The sequence below is a fragment of the Nonomuraea sp. NPDC001831 genome, assembly GCF_042892035.1.
GTDB lineage: Bacteria > Actinomycetota > Actinomycetes > Streptosporangiales > Streptosporangiaceae > Nonomuraea.
Genome location: NZ_JBIATU010000002.1, coordinates 288,765 through 306,459, shown reverse-complemented (window position 1 = coordinate 306,459; position 17,695 = coordinate 288,765). Strand labels below are relative to the sequence as shown.

The 17,695-nt window shown below is 69.9% G+C and carries 18 protein-coding genes; 17 read left to right on the top strand and 1 reads right to left on the bottom strand.

Annotated features, from left to right (window positions below; all coding sequences use genetic code 11):
* Positions 1 to 201 precede the first annotated feature (201 nt).
* The 3 genes from rho (at position 202) to ACFYYW_RS07005 (ending at position 4,267) form a co-directional block, all read left to right on the top strand.
* On the top strand, positions 202 to 2,214 hold the full coding sequence (gene rho, locus ACFYYW_RS07015) for a transcription termination factor Rho (protein WP_387646000.1): 2,013 nt from the start codon (positions 202 to 204) through the stop codon (positions 2,212 to 2,214).
* Positions 2,215 to 2,355: 141 nt separating this feature from the next.
* Complete coding sequence (locus ACFYYW_RS07010; protein WP_387645998.1) at positions 2,356 to 3,621, top strand: sensor histidine kinase; 1,266 nt, start codon at positions 2,356 to 2,358, stop codon at positions 3,619 to 3,621.
* A gap of 10 nt (positions 3,622 to 3,631) precedes the next feature.
* Positions 3,632 to 4,267, top strand: a complete 636-nt coding sequence (locus tag ACFYYW_RS07005; RefSeq protein ID WP_352320392.1) for a response regulator transcription factor — start codon at positions 3,632 to 3,634, stop codon at positions 4,265 to 4,267.
* A gap of 40 nt (positions 4,268 to 4,307) precedes the next feature.
* Here ACFYYW_RS07005 and ACFYYW_RS07000 read toward each other — a convergent pair whose 3' ends face one another.
* A complete protein-coding gene (locus tag ACFYYW_RS07000) occupies positions 4,308 to 5,378 on the bottom strand; it encodes a hypothetical protein (protein WP_387645995.1) in 1,071 nt (356 codons plus the stop codon).
* 221 nt (positions 5,379 to 5,599) lie between these two features.
* On the opposite strand from ACFYYW_RS07000, the gene rpmE reads away from it, so the two are divergent.
* From rpmE to ACFYYW_RS06930, 14 genes are all read left to right on the top strand, one after another.
* A complete protein-coding gene (gene rpmE, locus ACFYYW_RS06995; protein ID WP_352320396.1) occupies positions 5,600 to 5,818 on the top strand; it encodes a 50S ribosomal protein L31 in 219 nt (72 codons plus the stop codon).
* 85 nt (positions 5,819 to 5,903) lie between these two features.
* Positions 5,904 to 6,956 carry a peptide chain release factor 1 gene (gene prfA, locus ACFYYW_RS06990; RefSeq protein WP_352320398.1) on the top strand — a complete coding sequence of 351 codons (1,053 nt, stop codon included), beginning with the start codon at positions 5,904 to 5,906 and terminating at the stop codon, positions 6,954 to 6,956.
* Positions 6,953 to 7,807, top strand: coding sequence for a peptide chain release factor N(5)-glutamine methyltransferase (gene prmC, locus ACFYYW_RS06985; RefSeq protein WP_352320399.1), 855 nt, complete (start codon positions 6,953 to 6,955; stop codon positions 7,805 to 7,807). The genes prfA and prmC overlap by 4 nt, the downstream gene beginning before the upstream one ends.
* Before the next feature lie 10 nt (positions 7,808 to 7,817).
* Complete coding sequence (locus tag ACFYYW_RS06980; RefSeq protein WP_364389101.1) at positions 7,818 to 8,465, top strand: L-threonylcarbamoyladenylate synthase; 648 nt, start codon at positions 7,818 to 7,820, stop codon at positions 8,463 to 8,465.
* An 88-nt stretch (positions 8,466 to 8,553) separates the two neighbouring features.
* Entirely contained in the window at positions 8,554 to 10,968 is a 2,415-nt protein-coding gene (locus ACFYYW_RS06975; RefSeq protein WP_387645990.1) for a hypothetical protein, read from the top strand.
* Positions 10,968 to 11,342 carry a hypothetical protein gene (locus tag ACFYYW_RS06970; RefSeq protein ID WP_352320405.1) on the top strand — a complete coding sequence of 125 codons (375 nt, stop codon included), beginning with the start codon at positions 10,968 to 10,970 and terminating at the stop codon, positions 11,340 to 11,342. The genes ACFYYW_RS06975 and ACFYYW_RS06970 overlap by 1 nt, the downstream gene beginning before the upstream one ends.
* 325 nt (positions 11,343 to 11,667) lie before the next feature.
* Positions 11,668 to 12,933, top strand: a complete 1,266-nt coding sequence (gene glyA / locus ACFYYW_RS06965) for a serine hydroxymethyltransferase (RefSeq protein ID WP_387645987.1) — start codon at positions 11,668 to 11,670, stop codon at positions 12,931 to 12,933.
* Positions 12,934 to 12,990: 57 nt separating this feature from the next.
* Positions 12,991 to 14,280 (top strand): MraY family glycosyltransferase, encoded by a 1,290-nt coding sequence (locus tag ACFYYW_RS06960; protein WP_352320408.1) that lies wholly within the window; start codon positions 12,991 to 12,993, stop codon positions 14,278 to 14,280.
* 131 nt (positions 14,281 to 14,411) lie between these two features.
* Positions 14,412 to 14,834: a hypothetical protein gene (locus ACFYYW_RS06955; protein WP_352320410.1), complete on the top strand. Its 423-nt coding sequence runs from the start codon at positions 14,412 to 14,414 to the stop codon at positions 14,832 to 14,834.
* A 65-nt stretch (positions 14,835 to 14,899) separates the two neighbouring features.
* The gene (locus ACFYYW_RS06950; RefSeq protein ID WP_229824207.1) at positions 14,900 to 15,115 is read left to right on the top strand and encodes an AtpZ/AtpI family protein; all 216 of its coding nucleotides are present in this window, start codon (positions 14,900 to 14,902) and stop codon (positions 15,113 to 15,115) included.
* 67 nt (positions 15,116 to 15,182) lie between these two features.
* Positions 15,183 to 15,980 (top strand): F0F1 ATP synthase subunit A, encoded by a 798-nt coding sequence (atpB, locus tag ACFYYW_RS06945; RefSeq protein ID WP_387645983.1) that lies wholly within the window; start codon positions 15,183 to 15,185, stop codon positions 15,978 to 15,980.
* A gap of 69 nt (positions 15,981 to 16,049) precedes the next feature.
* Complete coding sequence (atpE, locus tag ACFYYW_RS06940; RefSeq protein ID WP_138666586.1) at positions 16,050 to 16,280, top strand: ATP synthase F0 subunit C; 231 nt, start codon at positions 16,050 to 16,052, stop codon at positions 16,278 to 16,280.
* A 32-nt stretch (positions 16,281 to 16,312) separates the two neighbouring features.
* A complete protein-coding gene (locus ACFYYW_RS06935; protein WP_352320415.1) occupies positions 16,313 to 16,864 on the top strand; it encodes a F0F1 ATP synthase subunit B in 552 nt (183 codons plus the stop codon).
* Positions 16,864 to 17,673 (top strand): F0F1 ATP synthase subunit delta, encoded by an 810-nt coding sequence (locus tag ACFYYW_RS06930; protein WP_352320417.1) that lies wholly within the window; start codon positions 16,864 to 16,866, stop codon positions 17,671 to 17,673. Before ACFYYW_RS06935 ends, ACFYYW_RS06930 begins: the two co-directional genes overlap by 1 nt.
* Positions 17,674 to 17,695: the final 22 nt, after the last annotated feature.

The following is a 17,695-nucleotide window of genomic DNA, read 5'->3' as shown; positions in this document are numbered from 1 at the left end:
GACAGCAATCTGGGGGGTGTCAGCCACGCGCCACGGTCCTGTGGCGGCCTGGACGAACCCCTCCCCAAGAGTGGCGGCCGTCCGCGACAGCCGAAGATCGCAACGTGCACCCCGACCCGGTCTGTCCCGCCGGGTCGCAAGCACCTCCGGGACGCCCGGCAGAACAAAACCGGCGCCCGACCCCTGGGAAGGACCTTTTAGTTGAGCGACACCACCGAACTCCTCTCCGACGCACCAGGCGCTCAGCCCGCGTCCGGCGACACCCCCACCCGCGCCGCGGCCAAGCCTCGTGCGCGTCGCTCCGGCACCGGCCTGTCCGCCAAGGTGCTGCCCGAGCTGCAGAAGATGGCCGCTGAGCTGGGCATCAGCGGCACCGGGCGCATGCGGAAGAGCCAGCTCATCGCGGCCATCCAGGAGAAGCAGGGTGGCGCTTCCGGAGACGGCGCTCAGGCGGCGGCCGCGGTCGAGGCGGCGCCCGTCCTGACGGAGGCCGCGCCTCCCGTGGCCGAGCGGCCCACCCGTACGCGCAGGGAACGTTCCCGCACCAAGCCCGCCGACGAGGCCGCACCGCAGGCCGCCGAGCCGGTGGCCGCGGCCCCCGAGCCCGTGGCCGCGCCGGCCGAGCCGGCCGTCGAGCAGCAGGCCCAGGTCGTGGACGCCGGTCAGGCCGACACGCGGGGCGAGCGCGAGAGCCGCCGCGAGCGGCGCAGCCGCGGCGAGCGCCGTGAGCGTGGCGAGCGCAGCGACCGCGGTGAGCGCGGTGAGCGCAGCGACCGCGGCGAGCGCGGCGACCGTGCCGACCGCGGTGAGGGCGGCCGTGCCGAGAGCAGCCGCGGCGACCAGCGCGCCACGGACGCCGGCGGCAGGGGCGACCAGCGCGGTGACCAGCGTGGCGACCAGCGTGGCGACCAGCGGGGTGACCAGCGCGGCGGCGACCAGCGCGGCGGCGACCAGCGCGACCAGCGCGGCGGCGACGACGACGAGCGCGGGCGTGGCCGCAGGGGCCGCTTCAGGGAGCGCAACCGCGGCCGCGGCCGTGACCGCTTCGACAGCACCGAGCCCGTCATCGGCGACGACGACGTGCTCATCCCGATCGCCGGCATCCTCGACATCCTCGACAACTACGCGTTCGTCAGGACCAGCGGCTACCTGCCGGGCAGCAACGACGTCTACGTCTCGCTGGCCCAGATCCGCCGCAACGGCCTGCGCAAGGGCGACGTCATCACCGGCGCGGTGCGCCAGCCGCGCGACGGCGAGCGCCGCGAGAAGTTCAACGCCCTGGTCCGCCTCGACACCGTCAACGGCATGGACCCGGAGCAGGCCCGCAACCGGCCCGACTTCAACAAGCTGACGCCGCTCTACCCGCAGGAGCGCCTGCGCCTGGAGACCGAGCACAACATCCTCACCACGCGGATCATCGACCTGGTCTCGCCGATCGGCAAGGGCCAGCGTGGTCTGATCGTCTCGCCGCCGAAGGCCGGCAAGACGATGGTGCTGCAGGCGATCGCCAACGCGATCACCCGCAACAACCCCGAGTGCCACCTGATGGTCGTGCTCGTGGACGAGCGTCCCGAAGAGGTCACCGACATGCAGCGGTCGGTCAAGGGCGAGGTCATCCACTCGACCTTCGACCGTCCGGCCGAAGACCACACCACGGTCGCCGAGCTGGCCATCGAGCGCGCCAAGCGCCTGGTGGAGCTGGGCCACGACGTGGTCGTCCTGCTCGACTCGATCACGCGTCTCGGCCGCGCCTACAACCTGGCGGCCCCGGCCTCCGGTCGTATCCTGTCGGGTGGTGTCGACTCCACGGCGCTCTACCCGCCGAAGCGCTTCTTCGGCGCCGCGCGCAACATCGAGAACGGCGGCTCGCTGACGATCCTCGCCACGGCCCTGGTCGAGACCGGGTCCAAGATGGACGAGGTCATCTTCGAGGAGTTCAAGGGCACCGGCAACATGGAGCTCAAGCTCAACCGCTCCCTGGCCGACAAGCGCATCTTCCCCGCGGTCGACGTCGACGCGTCCGGCACGCGTAAGGAAGAGATCCTCATGGCCAAGGAGGAGCTGCAGATCGTCTGGAAGCTGCGGCGGGTGCTGCACGCTCTGGACATGCAGCAGGCTCTGGAGCTTCTCCTGGAGAAGATGAAGGAGACCAAGTCCAACGCCGAGTTCCTTCTGCAGGTGCAGAAGACCACGGTGAGCAACGACCGCGACTAGCGGCCACGCGCCTTGAGGGGCGGCGGGGAGGTTCTCCCGCCGCCCCTTTCGCATGTCAGGGCGCGGGGTGGGGTTAACCCCACCTGCGGATCGGACGTCTGCTCCATTCACCCCGTCCGCGGCGCCCGGCAGGCTGGGGGCATGCGATCGGTGAGGCTGAAGGACAGGGTGCGGTTCGGGCCGAAGGGGCCGTTAGGGGTGCTGGTGGACCCGATGACCTGGCGGGCGGCTCCGTACCTGCTGGTCAGCGCGGGGTTCGGGCTGGTCTGGTTCGTCGTGGTGGCCATGGCGACGACGGTGGCGGTGCCGCTGGTGATCGTCTGGGTGGGGCTGCCGCTGACGATGGCGACCGTGCTGATGTGGCGCGGCGGGGCGATGCTGGAGCGGCGGCTGATGGGGGCGGCGTTCGGGGTGCGGATCGCCGACCCGTACCGGAACCGGCCCGAGGGCGGGCTGCTCGCGCACCTCACCTGGCTGCTGGGCGACAAGGCCACCTGGCAGGACCTCGGCTACCTCCTCATGCTCCTCCCGCTGGGCCTGGTCGAGTCCGCGTTGTCGCTCGCCCTGTGGACGGCGACGGCGGTGCTGCTCCTCGCGCCCCTGGCCCGCGTCCTGTACGTCCTGAGCGACGGGCGCACCGGCCTGATCATCGACGACTGGGCGGGCGTGCTGGTGGCGGGCGCGGCCGGAGTGGCGCTGCTGGTCGTGACGGCCTATCTCGTACGGGGCATGGCCTGGCTGCACGGCACCCTGGCCACGGTGCTGCTCGGCGGCAGCGAGGAGGAGCGGCTGCGGGCCAGCCGGGCCAGGGGGATCGACGCCGCCGAGGCCGAACGCCGCAGGATCGAGCGCGACCTGCACGACGGCGCGCAGCAGCGGCTGCTGTCGGTGGCGGTGGACCTCGGACGGGCGCAGGCCAAGTTCGACACCGAGCCGGAGGAGGCCAGGACGCTGATCGTCCAGGCCCACGCGGGCACCAAGGCGGCCATCGCCGAGCTGCGCGACCTGGCCCGCGGCATCCACCCGGCCATCCTCACCGACCGCGGGCTCGACGCGGCGCTGTCCGGGCTGGCCGCGCGGGCCCCGGTGCACGTGGACGTCTCCGTCGAACTGGCCGAACGGCCGCCCGCCGCGGTGGAGAGCATCGCGTACTTCATCGTCGCCGAGGCCCTGACCAACCTCGCCAAGCACTCGGGCGCGACGGAGGCGTCGGTGGCGGTGTTCGAGGGCGACCGCGGCGTGGTCGTGGACGTGTGGGACAACGGCATCGGCGGCGCCGTCGTCACGCCGGACGGCGGGCTGTCGGGCCTGGCCGACCGGGCGGCCACCATCGACGGCGTGCTCGTGCTGCACAGCCCCGTCGGGGGGCCGACGATCGTGCGTGCGGAGCTGCCCTGCGAATGGTAGTCATGTGCACATGCGCGTGGTCATCGCCGAGGATTCCGTACTGTTGCGCGAGGGGCTGGCGCGGTTGCTCGCCGACGGCGGTTTCGAGACCGTCGCGGCGGTCTCCGACGGGCCCGCGCTGGTGGCCGCCGTCCACGAACACGAGCCCGACCTGGCGATCGTCGACGTGCGCATGCCGCCCACCCACACCGACGAGGGGCTGAAGGCGGCGCTGCGGGTGCGCGAGGCCAGGCCCGACTTCCCGATCCTGGTCCTGTCCCAGTACGTCGAGGAGCGCTACGCGGGCGAGCTGATCGGCAAGGCCGTCGGCTACCTGCTGAAGGAGCGGGTGGCCGACGTGGCCGAGTTCATGGAGGCGGTGCGCGAGGTGGCGGCGGGCGGCACGGTGATCGATCCTGAGGTCGTCGTGCAACTGCTCAGCCGCAGGCGCAGGGGCGCGCCGCTCGACCTGCTCTCCCCCCGGGAGCGCGAGGTCCTGGCGCTGATGGCCGAGGGCCGCTCCAACACCGCGATCGCCTCCAGGCTGGTCGTCACCGAAGGGGCGGTGGAGAAACACGTGTCCGGCATCTTCGCCAAGCTGGCCCTCGGGCCCGCGCCCGAGGACCATCGGCGGGTTCTCGCCGTCCTGACGTATCTGGGTCGCTGATACGGCCTGCACCCGGGGTTGGGGATGCGGGCCGTACCCGCTACCTCACGTCCACGAACTCCTGCGGCGACAGGGAGGTGCGCGTCTTGCTCGTGCCGGGCACCTTGACCTGGAAGTAGCCGTCCTTCTTGGCCTTGAAGGTCTTGCTGTACTTGCCGGCCGAGGTGGCCTTGGCGTAGCCCATGAACTTGTACGTCTTGGTGCCCTTCGTCTTGAAGTACACCTCCACGATCTTGTTCTTGTACGCCTTGGCGCCGCGGTAGACCTTGCCGTAGACCTTGAACGCGCGGCCCTTGGTGACCTTGTTCGGCGCCGAGATCGTCACCCTGGTCTTGGCCTTCTTGGACGCGCCGCCGGTCGGGGCGACGACCGAGAACGACGCCTCGCCCTTGAGCGTCTGGCCGCCGCGGGTGGCGTACACCTCAAGGGTCCAGTCGCCCTCGGTGGTGTCGTCGGTGAAGTACGTGACGCCGCGGTAGTAGCCGTCCGACTCCTGGGCCAGCGCACCGAGGTCGTAGTACTCGCTGGTGGTGTCGCTGACGAGCTTGGCCGAGACCGTGCCCGCGTCCTTCACCGACGCCTCGACCGTGACCTTGGTGTCCCTGCCCTTGACGAGCTGGACGGGGTCGGGCGTGACGTTCGCGCCGGAGATGCCCTGCTTGCCGGAGACCTTGACGGTGAACGGGGTGGAGTAGCTCGAGCCGCTGCGGGCGACGTTGACGGTGAGCTTCCAGTCGCCCGCCGGGTCGTCCTTGGTGATCGTCCACTTGCCGGTGACCGTCTTCTCGGTCGCCGGGGACGGGGTGGGGGTCGGGGTGGTGGTGGAGGTGCTCGGCGTGAAGTCGAACGACACCGTCCTGGCCGACTTGCCGGGCGGCTCGATGGAGCCGGTCACGCTGGTCACGTTGCCCGGGTTCTTGAGCCTGAGCGTGACGGTGGCGTCGACGTCCTTCTCCAGCGGGACGTACGCGCTCGCCGACGCGTCCCCCGCGAAGTCGTCCGCCAGCGCGTGGGCCGAGGCCGACGCGCCGGTGGCCGAGAGACCGGCGCCTCCGAGGAGAACGGCGGCCCCCGTGGCGGCCGCGAGGAGCAGCCGCACCCTTCTCTTCATCAGTTGGGTGATCCTTTGGCTAAGTCCCATTTGTGGGAAAAGTGATGGTTTTGTGCGAGGGAGCCTAGTGTGGCGCGTGCGGCCGCGTCATGAAGATCGCGGGAATGCCCCATGGCCTGGGCAGGTTGCACGATCTGGCACACTGGTAGCTGACCATTTTGCGGTTCCGGTTCACGCCATGCGTGAAGGCGACCCGGCGGCCGCAGCCCGAAAGGACAGCCATGAAGCCCGACATCCACCCCGATTACCACGTGACGCAGGTCTCCTGCTCCTGCGGCAACACGTTCACCACCCGCAGCACCGCGAAGAACGGCGTCATCCACGCCGACGTGTGCTCGGCCTGCCACCCGTTCTACACGGGCAAGCAGAAGATCCTCGACACCGGCGGCCGGGTGGCTCGCTTCGAGAAGCGCTTCGGCAAGAAGGCCACGGGCAAGTAGCTTCACCGACGCCGACCCGGCCGCACCACGTGCGCCGGGTCGGCGTTGTTGGTGAAACGGCATTCAAACCACTGAAGGACCCACGGTGAACCTCGACGAGTTGCTCAAGGAGTATTCCGAGCTGGAGCTGCAGCTTGCCGACCCCGCCGTGCACGCCGACCAGAACAAGGCCCGCACACTCGGCCGGCGCTACAGCCAGCTCACCCCGATCGTCAGCACCTACCGGGAGCTCGACACCGCCCGCGAGGACCTGACGGCGGCCAAGGAACTGGCCGGCGAGGACGAGGGCTTCGCGGCCGAGGCGGCCGAGATCGAGGAGCGCATCCCGCAGCTTGAGGAGAAGCTCAAGCACCTGCTCATCCCGCGCGACCCCAACGATGACAAAGACATCATCATGGAGATCAAGGCGGGCGAGGGCGGCGAGGAGTCCGCGCTGTTCGCCGGCGACCTGCTGCGGATGTACCTGCGCTACGCCGAGCGCCTCGGCTGGAAGACCGAGATCATCGACACCCAGCCCTCCGACCTCGGCGGCTACAAAGACGTCACGGTCGGCATCAAGGCCAAGGGCGACGAGGGCGTGTGGTCCAGGCTCAAGTACGAGGGCGGCGTCCACCGCGTGCAGCGGGTGCCCGTCACCGAGTCCCAGGGCCGCATCCACACCAGCGCCGCGGGCGTGCTGGTCTACCCGGAGGCGGAGGAGGTCGACGTCCAGATCGACCCCAACGACCTGCGCATCGACGTCTACCGCTCCAGCGGTCCCGGTGGCCAGAGCGTCAACACGACCGACTCGGCCGTGCGCATCACCCACCTGCCCACGGGCGTGGTCGTCTCCTGCCAGAACGAGAAGAGCCAGCTCCAGAACAAGGAGTCGGCGATGCGCATCCTGCGTGCCCGGCTGCTGGCCGTGGCCCAGGAGCAGGCCGACGCCGCGGCGCAGGCCGAGCGCAAGTCGCAGGTCCGCACGGTCGACCGTTCCGAGCGCATCCGCACGTACAACTTTCCCGAGAACCGGATTTCCGACCACCGCGTAGGCTTCAAGGCGTATAACCTCGACCAGGTTCTCGACGGCGAGCTCAACGCCGTCACCCAGGCACTCATCGACGCCGAGATGGCGGAGAAGCTCGCACAACACTCATGACATTTCTGCTGGACGAGATCGCTCTCGCCACCGCCCGGCTGGCCGAGGCAGGTGTGCCTTCGCCGCGCACCGACGCGGAGGAGATCGCGGCGTTCGTCCACGGCGTGCGCAGGAGCGAGCTCCACACGGTCAAGGACTCCGACTTCGACGCGCTGTTCTGGGAGGGCATCGCCCGGCGCGAGGCGCGTGAGCCGCTGCAGCACATCACCGGCCACGCGTACTTCCGCTACCTGGAGCTCGCGGTCGGCCCCGGCGTGTTCGTGCCGCGGCCGGAGACCGAGGTCATGGCCGGGTGGGCGATCGAGACCCTGCGCGCCATGGACGTGACGGCGCCGCTCGTCGTCGACCTCGGCACCGGCTCGGGGGCCATCGCGCTGTCGATCGCCCAGGAGGTCGCGCTCGCCGAGGTGCACGCCGTCGAGGTCGACCCCGCGGCCTACACCTGGGCCAAGCGCAACATCTCCGAGCTGGGCCAGGGGCGTACGCACCTGCACCCGGAAGACCTCGCCGAAGCCCTTCCCGAGCTCAACGGGAAGGTCGACCTGGTGATCTCCAACCCGCCGTACATCCCGCCCGGCGCCATCCCGCGCGACCCCGAGGTCCGCGACTACGACCCCTCCAGGGCCCTTTACGGCTCCGGCGACGACGGCCTCGGCGAGGTGCGCGCGGTCGAACGCACCGCCCGCCGGCTGCTGCGCCCCGGCGGCTGGGTGGCCGTCGAACACGCCGACGAGCAGGGCAGGGCCGTCTATCTGACCTTCCCGGAGGACAACGGCTGGCGCGACGTACGCCTGCGCCAGGACCTCACCCGAAGGGACCGCTTCGTCACGGCCAGACTCGGCCAGGACTAGGATGCACGCCGTGGGAAGACGCTTTGACTGCTCCGACCTCGACCAGCGCGCCGAGGGCCTGATCGAGGCCGCCACCGCCGTGCGCCGCGGCGAGCTGGTCGTGCTGCCGACCGACACCGTCTACGGCATCGGCGCCGACGCGTTCATGCCGCCGGCCGTCACCGCGCTGCTCGACGCCAAGGGGCGCGGCCGCGACATGCCGCCGCCCGTGCTCGTGGGCACCGTCAGAGCCGCCACAGCGCTCGTGGACGACCTCGGGCCCTACGGGCAGGATCTCATCGACGCCTTCTGGCCCGGGCCGCTCACGCTGGTCTGCAGGGCCAACAGGGCCCTCTCCTGGGACCTGGGCGACACCAAGGGCACGGTCGCCGTCCGCATGCCGCTCCACCCGGTCGCCCTCGACCTGCTCAAGGAGACCGGCCCGATGGCCGTCTCCAGCGCCAACCGCTCCGGCGCCCCCGCGGCGACGACGGCGGAGGAGGCCCAGGAGCAGCTCGGCGATTCGGTCGCGGTCTACCTCGACGGCGGCAAGACCACCGACAACACGCCCTCGACCATCCTCGACCTCACCACGGCGGTGCCCCGGATGTTGCGCCGCGGCGCAATCCCCGTCGAGAAGCTGCGCGGCATCATCGGCTACGTCGCCACCGACGACTGACGTATACCGTCTTTGCATCCCGGCTGCGGCGACGCCGCGGCCGCGATTACCGTGAGTCCCGGAACGGCGACACGTCCGGGAGTGGCCCATGGGCAAGTTCGACGGCATGGATCCGCAGCTGGTCCGTGACCTGCTGACCGAGGTCAAGCACGCGTCCTCGGCGCTGCGCACGGCCGAGGACCAGGTCAGGGCGGTGCTGAGCCGTGCCGGGCTGTCCACGCGGAGCACCCACCGTCCGGTCCAGGTGGCCGACTCCGCCGATCACATGGTCAAGGACGTCAACGCGCGGCTGGCCGTCCTGGAGAAGCGCGCCGACGGGAAACTGGGCGACACAGCGAAAACGGGCGATACAGCGAAAACGGGCGACACAGCGAAAACGGGCGACACAGCGAAGACGGGCGGCGGCGGCACGGCCGACGAGCCCAAGGAGTCGCCGGGCAGCCGCGACGACAAGTACGGCAACCCCCGCGCCGACGACCCGCCCAAGCACACCGACCCCGCCACTCCGGAACACCCCGCCGACCCGAAGCCCACGCATCCCCCGACCCCGAAGGATCACGACCCGAAACCCACGGACCCACCCCCCAAAACCCCCGACACCAAGCCCACGGACCCACCCGCACCGAAAGACCACGACCCCAAGCCGACGGATCCGCCTGCGTCGAGGCACCACGACCCCAAGCCGACGGACCCGCCGACGCCGAAGGAACCCGACAGCAAGACCGGTGACGACGGTGCCAGGGCCGACGGGGACGGCAAGGCGTGCGACGGCGCCGACAAGGACACCGGGACCAGCGGAAACGACACCCGGACCGGCGACCGGACCGGTGAGCGGACCGGTGACCGCGCAGACGGCCGCACCGGCGACCGGATCGGCGACCGAATTGGCGACACCCCGGCCGGTGACGACCCCAAGGCGCCCGACCAGGACAGCAGACGCGACCGGGGAGCGGAGGCCGACGCCAGCACGGCCAACGTCCCCGCGAACGACCAGCCGGACGATCCGCACAAGCCCAAGGTCGTCGTGGTCGACGGCGTGAAGGTCCTCCAGGTCCCCATTGACCCGCCCACGGCCGAACAGCTGGAATCCCTGCTCAAGAACGTCGACAACGCGCAACCCGCCGACATGCCGACCGTGCGCGCCGATGGCGCCGGGGCGACGGGGGGCGGAGGCGAAGGGCTGTCGGTGCCGACAGGAGAGGGCGGCACCGACCCCTCGGCGACCACCTCGGACAGCACCACCGCCCACCCGCACGGCACCACAACGGCCACCGGCCACCACCACGGCACCCCAACCGCCACCGGCCACCCCTACGGCACGTCACAAGGCACGGGCGCCCACTTCGGCACCGCAGGGGACACCACGTCCCCCAACGGCACCCAAGGCGATGCGGCCACCCACTCGGGCACCACGGGAGACACCTACCGCGGCACCACGGGCGACACAGGCGCCCACCAGGGCATCCCAGGAGACACGGGCAACGCCCACGGCACCCGCGCCGACGGCACCTCCTCCACCCCAACCCGCCCCGACGCCACCGGCACCCAGCCCATCGGCGACCACGGCCGAGGCGACGGCGCAAACGGCCACACGGACACCGGCACAGGCCGAGCCGACGGCTCCAGCGGCGGCGTGAACGACCACGGCCGTTCCGACGGCGGCGCTACGGACACGGGCCGCGGTGACGGTTCCGGCGGTGGCGTGAACGACCACGGCCGTTCCGACGGCGGCGCTACGGACACCGGCCGCAGTGACGGCACCGCCTGCGCCGACGACAAGGCCGCGAACGGCAGCCGCGCTGACGCGGGAACCGCCAACGGCAGCCGTGACGCCGGCAGTGGCGCTGGCGGCAACACCCATGGCGGGCGTGGCGATGGCGGCGTGGGTGGTGGGCGTGACGGTGTAGGAACCGGTGGCGGTGCGGCTGACGCTGGTCGGGCTGATGGCGGTGCCGTGAACGGCGGTCGTGACGCCGGTGGCGGGTATGGCGATGGTGGGCGCGCCGATGGCGGGCGGGCTGATGGTGGGGCGGTGGACGCTGGTCGGGCGGGTGCGGATGGTGGTGTGGCGGGGCGGGGTGACGGTTCTGGTGGGGTGCGGATTCCGCCTACGGCGCCCGGGGGAGGGGCGGCCGTTTCTGGTGGAGGAGACGTATCCGCTGGTGGTGGCGTCACAGGGGGGCAGGGCGCGGCTGTTCACGGTGGCGGGGGACATGGTGTCGGCAGCCATGGTGATGGTGGGGCGCAGGGCTTGGATGGCGGGGGTGCCGGTGGGAAGTGGGTGAGCGAGGGGGACGGGGTTGTGGCTGTGGATGTTTCCGCGGCCGGGCCGGAGGCGATCAGGACTTTGATCGACGACGTCCGCGACGTTCAGCCATTCGACATGCCGTCCATGGAGGTTCCGCCCGGTGAGTACGGCGAGGGTGACTGGGGGCTCAGGGACATCAGGCCGGACGGTCCATCGGGTGAGGTCGATCCCGGGACGTCGGGAAGGAGCGCGTGATGTACGTCGACCCGCCCGCCCCCAGGCCCAGGAGCAGGGACGAGATGCCGCCCGTCACCGCCGCGGGCCCGCTGGACAACCAGCCGCTGGCCTACGAGTTCAACCCCGACTACGAACGTCTCGTCACCGCCTGGAACACCGTCATGCCCATGCTGGAGAAGCTCAGCACGGCCCTCGACAAGGCGTACGCGCTGGCCAAGAGCCCGCAGACCTGGGACGCGCCGGTCGGCGATCGATATGTGCAGGACATCCGGGAATGGCGGTCCAAGCTGGCTCTTTACCGTCACGCCGTGCTCACCGCCATCAGCGACGAGGCCGACGACACCCCGAGATGGATCCCCAGCCAGACCGGCGCACCGCACGCCTTCCCCTGACCTCCGCCTTCCCCGGGAGCTTCGTAATTCCGGCGCTTCGCCTTACCTGAAGCTTCGCCGTCCCCGGAGCATTGCGGTTCCGGTGCTTCGCGGTCCTTGAGCTCCCGGTCCTTGGGCTTCGCGCTCCTTGAGCTTCGTTCTCCGGGTGCTTCCGTGGTTCGGGTGTTTTCGTCGTCTCGGTGCTTCGCGGTCTGCGCAACATCGCGGTCCGTGAGTTGCGCAATCGCACCTCTCCGGTCTTCGCGGATAAACGACCTCAAGGCCCCCTGCCCGTCGCGGGACCAGCTATCTGGGCAAAACGGACATGCGGTCGTACAGTGGAGAAATGGGTGGGGAGCCGTTCTACGGGCCCGACTTCGGGCGGTTGCGGCGGCAGGATCCGGAGCTGGCGCAGGTGCTGCTCGACGAGCTCGAACGCGAACGCACCGGCATCCAGCTGATCGCCGGCGAGAACTTCACCTCCCCCGCGGTCATGGCCGCCCTGGGCTCCACCCTCACCAACAAGTACGCCGAGGGCTACCCCGGCAGGCGCTACTACGGTGGTTGCGAGGTCGTCGACCGGGCCGAACGGCTGGCGGTGGAGCGGGCGCGCAGGCTGTTCGGGGCCGAGCACGCCAACGTCCAGCCGCATTCCGGCGCCGGCGCCAACCTGGCCGCCTACGCCGCCCTGCTCCAGCCTGGCGACACCATGCTCGCCATGGCGCTCCCGCACGGCGGCCATCTCACGCACGGCTCGAAGGTGAACTTCTCGGGACGGTGGTTCGACGTCGCCTCCTACGGCGTGCGGCGCGACACCGAGCTCATCGACTACGACGAGGTGCGCGACGTGGCGCTGCGACGCCGACCGAAAGTCATCGTGTGCGGCGCGACGGCGTACCCCAGGTTGATCGACTTCTCGGTCTTCCGCGGCATCGCCGACGAGGTGGGCGCGTGGTTGCTGGCCGACGTGGCGCACCCGATCGGGCTGATGGCGGGCGGGGTGATCCCGTCGGCGGTGCCGTACGCGGACGTCGTGACGCTGACCACGCACAAGGTGCTGCGCGGGCCGCGCGGCGGCGCGATCCTGTGCACGGAGGAGCTGGCCGCCAAGATCGACCGGGCGGTGTTCCCGTTCGTGCAGGGCGGGCCGCTGATGCACGCGGTGGCGGCCAAGGCGGTGGCGTTCGGGGAGGCGCTGCGGCCGGAGTTCGCCGAGTACGCGGGCCGCGTCGTCGCCAACGCCCGCACGCTCGCCGACGCGCTGGACGGGGAGGGCATGCGTCCGGTCACCGGCGGCACCGACACCCACCTGGCCCTGATCGACCTGCGTGAGCTGGGCGTCTCGGGCGCCGAGGCCGAACGGCGCTGCGCGGCCGCCGGGATCACCCTCAACCGCAACGTCATCCCGTACGATCCGGAGCCGGCGGCCGTCACCTCCGGGATCCGGGTGGGCACGGCCTGTGTGACCACGCAGGGCATGGGCCCGCGCGAGATGAAGGAGTTGGGAAGTCTGCTGTCGATGTCCGTGCGCGACCCGGCCGCAGCGCCCGAGGTCAGGGAAAGAGTGGCGGCGCTTCTCGCCATCCATCAGCCATATCTCAGCGAATATTAAGCTGGTCTGTGTCGGTTTCCGGTCACAGCTGGCCGGAGCATCCGGGAAACTAGGTCCGTGCGCGAATACCTGTTCATGGCGCTCATCTCGGCAGCGGTGACGTATCTGCTGGTCCCGCTGGTGCGCCGCTTCGCCATCCGCATCGGCGCCATGCCCGAGGTTCGCGAGCGCGACGTGCACACCACGCCGACTCCGAGGCTCGGCGGCCTGGCCATGTACGGCGGCCTGGTGGTCGGCCTGCTGGTCGCCAGCCAGCTGAAACACACGGGCGCGGCGCTGTCGGGGTACGACGGCAGAGCCGTCACCGCGTTGATCGTCGCCGGCGGCCTGATCACGCTCACCGGCTTCCTCGACGACTGGTGGGGCATGGACGCCTTCATCAAGCTCGGCGGGCAGATCGCGGCGGCGGGCGTGCTGGTCTACTTCGACCTGCGGCTGCTCTACATCCCGCTGCCGAAGGACTGGGGCGGCTCCACGAGCCTCGACTACACGCTGAGCACGATCATCACCATCATGATCGTGGTGGTCACCATCAACGCCGTGAACTTCGTCGACGGGCTCGACGGGCTCGCGGCCGGCATCGTGTGCATCGCCGCCATGGCCACGTGGGCGTACTCGATCCTGCTGGCCCAGAGCATGAGCGTGGGGAACATCACCACGACGGCGGCCATCGCGGCCGTGCTCATCGGCACGTGCCTGGGCTTCCTGCCGCACAACTTCCATCCGGCCAAGATCTTCATGGGTGACACCGGGGCGATGCTGATCGGGCTGGTGCTCGCCTCCTCGATCGTCACGGTGACGCCGCTCGACCCGGCCGCCATCGAGGACATGAACAAGGTCCCGGTGCTGCTGCCGCTGATGTTGCCGGCGGCGGTGCTGGTCCTGCCGCTGATCGACCTGATCACCGCCGTGGTCCGGCGCACGTCCCACGGCATGTCGCCGTTCGCGCCCGACCGCGGGCACCTGCACCACCGGCTGCTGGACATCGGCCACTCGCACCGCCGCTCGGTGCTGATCATGTACGCGTGGGCGTTCCTGTTCGCCTTCGGCCTGGTGGCGATGTCCCGCGAGGGCGTGCCGGTGCTGTTGTTCGTCGTGGTGATCGTGCTGGCGCTGGCGGTGCTCGTCCTGATGGCCGCGCCGCGGTGGCGGGGGAGGGGCGGCGCGCACGCCGCCACGCGCGACAAACAGCCCGACGACGACGGCCCGCCCACCGGCCCGATGCCGCCGATCGGCCCGGACACCCAGGTCAGGCGGCAGATGCCGCCGCAGGGCGGCCCTTCGGCGCAGGAACGCGCGAGCGCCGAGGGCAAACCGGTCATTCCTGCATTTCCGAGCCGTCCGTGATCGGGAACTAGAAACGGCAGGTAAAAGCGGTCTTCCGTGAGCTTGTGATATCTTTCACGAGCAGGGACCTCCGGACGCACATGTTCTGGAGGTAGCAAACGCTCGCTTGACAACATGCTGATGGAGCACCGATGCAGGCCAACGACGTGCGCGTACTCAAGAGCGCCGCTGTTCCGACCTTCGCGGTCGGAGTGGTCGCGGTCATCGTGGCGTTCCTCCTCGCGGGCGGCAAGGGAGCGCTCGGCGCGGCCCTCGGCACCTTGCTCGTCGGGGTTTTCTTCAGCATCAGCGTGGTAGCGGTCTCCTATGCCGCCCGCGTCTCCCCGCAGATGATGGCGATCGCGGCCATGGTCAGCTACCTCGTCAAGGTCATCGCCATCATGGCGGTGCTCACCGCCTTCCGTGAGACCACCGCCTGGAACACCCAGGCCTTCGCGTGGTCCGTGGTCGGATGCACGCTCGTCTGGACCGGGTTCGAGGTCCGCGCGTTCATGAAGACCAAGATGCTCTACGTCGACCCCGAAGCCTCGGTCCCCGGAAAGGGCGACTCATGAGGCAGGTAAAGGGATGGGGTCCGATATGACTAGTCCTCCACTCGCCTGCTATCGTCGGGGCCGCGATGAGCGCACAGGAACGCCGGCCGGAACACGACGGTCGCGACTTCTCCGATGCCATGTGGTCAGTCCCCAGCTATCTGCTCGCCGGGATGGCGGTCTATGGCGGTCTCGGGTGGTTGCTGGACCGGTGGCTCGACATGTCCGCGTTCTTCCCCATAGGCGTGGTCCTTGGGGTCGTGCTCGGCGGCTACGCGGTCTACCGGAAGTTCGGTCGCTAACCCGACGCAGCGATCGCCTCGCTGAGGAAACCCTTGTGATCCACTACGACGTTGAAGGGAACGCCGCGTGATTGCGCTGACGGTCCTCGCCCCCGAAGACAACTTCCGGGCGCCATCGCCCGATGAGCTGTTCAATTCGTTCACGCCGATCATTCCCGGGGTGACCTGGTTCACCAAGCCGGTGCTGCTGGCGATGCTCAGCGCGCTCGTGGTGATCGCCGTGTGCTGGGTGGCCTTCGCCAAGCCGAAGCTCGTGCCGAGGGGCACCCAGAACGTCGTCGAGTACGGCTACATGTTCGTCCGCGACCAGATCGCCCGGCCGTTCCTCGGCAAGGACGCCGATCGGTGGATGGGCCTGCTGGTCACGCTCTTCTTCCTGGTCCTGTTCTGGAACATCCTCGGGGTGATCCCGCTCGCGCAGTTCCCGGTCGCCTCGCACATCGCGTTCCCGGCCGTCCTCGCGCTCTCGATCTACGCGATCAAGATCTACCTGGGCATCAAGCACCAGGGCGGCATCGGCTACTTCAAGAACATGATGTTCCCGCCCGGCCTGCCCAAGCCCATCTACTTCCTTCTGGCGCCGATCGAGTTCCTGTCGAACATGATCATCGCGCCGTTCACGCACGCGGTCCGACTGTTCGCGAACATGTTCGCCGGTCACATGCTGCTCGCGTTCTTCAGCATGGTCGGCTTCTGGTTCCTGTTCGAGAAGCTGACGCCCTTGGGCGCACCCGTCGGCGTGGTGGGCGTGCTCATGACGATCCTCCTGACCGGGTTCGAGATGTTCATCCAGTTCCTGCAGGCGTTCCTGTTCGCGATGCTGGCGTCGATGTACATCGGCGGCGCGCTGCACCCGGATCACTGAGAACCACATACCGGAATATCCATGACCGGTGGGACTCCCTTCACCGGCCGTCCAGTAAAGGAAATAGCAATGAGCGTTCTCGCTGAGGTCTCCGGCAACGTCACCGCCATCGGTTACGGTCTCGCCGCCATCGGCCCCGGCATCGGCGTCGGCATCATCTTCGGTCAGGGCGTGCAGGCCATCGCGCGTCAGCCCGAGGCTTACGGCCTGATCCGCCAGAACATGCTCCTCGGCTTCGTCCTCACCGAGGCCCTCGCCCTGATCGGTCTGGTCGCGCCCTTCATCTTCCAGGGCATCTAGGACCAGAAGAATTCTGACGAAAGGCTGCACCCATGATTAAGGCAGCTACGCTCCTCGCGCAGGAAGAAGGGGCGAACCCGCTCCTTCCGCACACGTTCGAGCTCGTCGTCGGTATCTTCTCGTTCCTCGTCGTCCTCCTCGTCGTCGGCAAGATTCTCGTTCCGCGCATCCAGAAGACTCTGGCCGAGCGGACCGACGCGATCGAGGGTGGCATCAAGAGGGCTGAGGAGGCCCAGGCCGAGGCGCAGAACCTCCAGCGGCAGTACGCGCAGCAGCTCGAGGAGGCCCGCCGCGAGGCCGGCCGGCTCCGCGAAGAGGCTCGCGAGCAGGCCGCGCAGATCAAGGCGGAGCTCCGCGAGGAGGCGCAGGCCGAGGCCCGTCGTCTCGTCGAGGCCGCGCACGCCCAGATCGAGGCCGACCGCGCCGCCGCGTTCGCGCAGCTCCGCACGGAGATCGGCCGTCTGTCCACCGAGCTGGCCGGCCGCATCGTCGGCGAGTCCCTCGAGGACGAGGTCCGCCAGAGCCGGATCGTGGACAGGTTCCTCGACGAGCTCGAGAGCAGCAACGCGCAGGCGGTGCGCTAATGAGAGGTCTGAGCAGGACCTCGTTGGCAGAGGTCGAGGAGCGCTTCAACGCGGTCGCGGGCAGCGCCGACCTCGGCGCGCTCTCCGACGAGTTGTTCGCCGTCGCGGATCTGCTCGACCGCGAGCACGGCCTGCGCCGGGCGCTGTCCGACCCGGCCAGGCCCGCCGAGCAGAAGGCGGGCACCATCCGCGCCCTGCTCGGCGGCAAGGTCTCCGAGGCGGCCATCGCCACGACCGAGGCCGCGGTCTCGGTCCGGTGGTCGCGCGCCGGTGACCTGGCCGACTCGCTCGAACGGCTCGGCGTCGTCGCCGCGGCCGCCGAGGCGGAGGGCCAGTCCAGGCTCGACGACGTGGAGGACGAGCTCTTCCGCTTCGGCCGCATCGTCGCCGCCAACCCCGACCTCCGACGCGCGCTCGCCGACGCGGCCGCGCCCGCGGAGGGCAAGCGGCAGCTGCTGGGCGACCTGCTCGGCGGCAAGGTCGCCCCCACCAGCCAGCGCCTGATCACGCAGCTGGCGGTGCACCCGCGAGGGCGTAGCCTGGAGACGGGCTTGGAGGAGTTCGGCCAGCTCGTGGCCCAGCAGCGCCGGCGCCTGGTGGCGGTCGTGCGCAGCGCGGTCGAGCTGTCCGACGCGCAGAAGCAGCGACTGGCCGACTGGCTGCGCACCTCCTACGGTCGCGACGTGCACCTGAACGTCGAGGTGGACAAGCGAGTGCTCGGTGGGTTCTCGGTCCGCATCGGCGACGAGATCATCGACACCACGATCGTGGGACGAATTGAAGAAGTCCGCCGCCGGTTGGCCGGCTGAGGCGCAGTGAGCGCCGAATGAA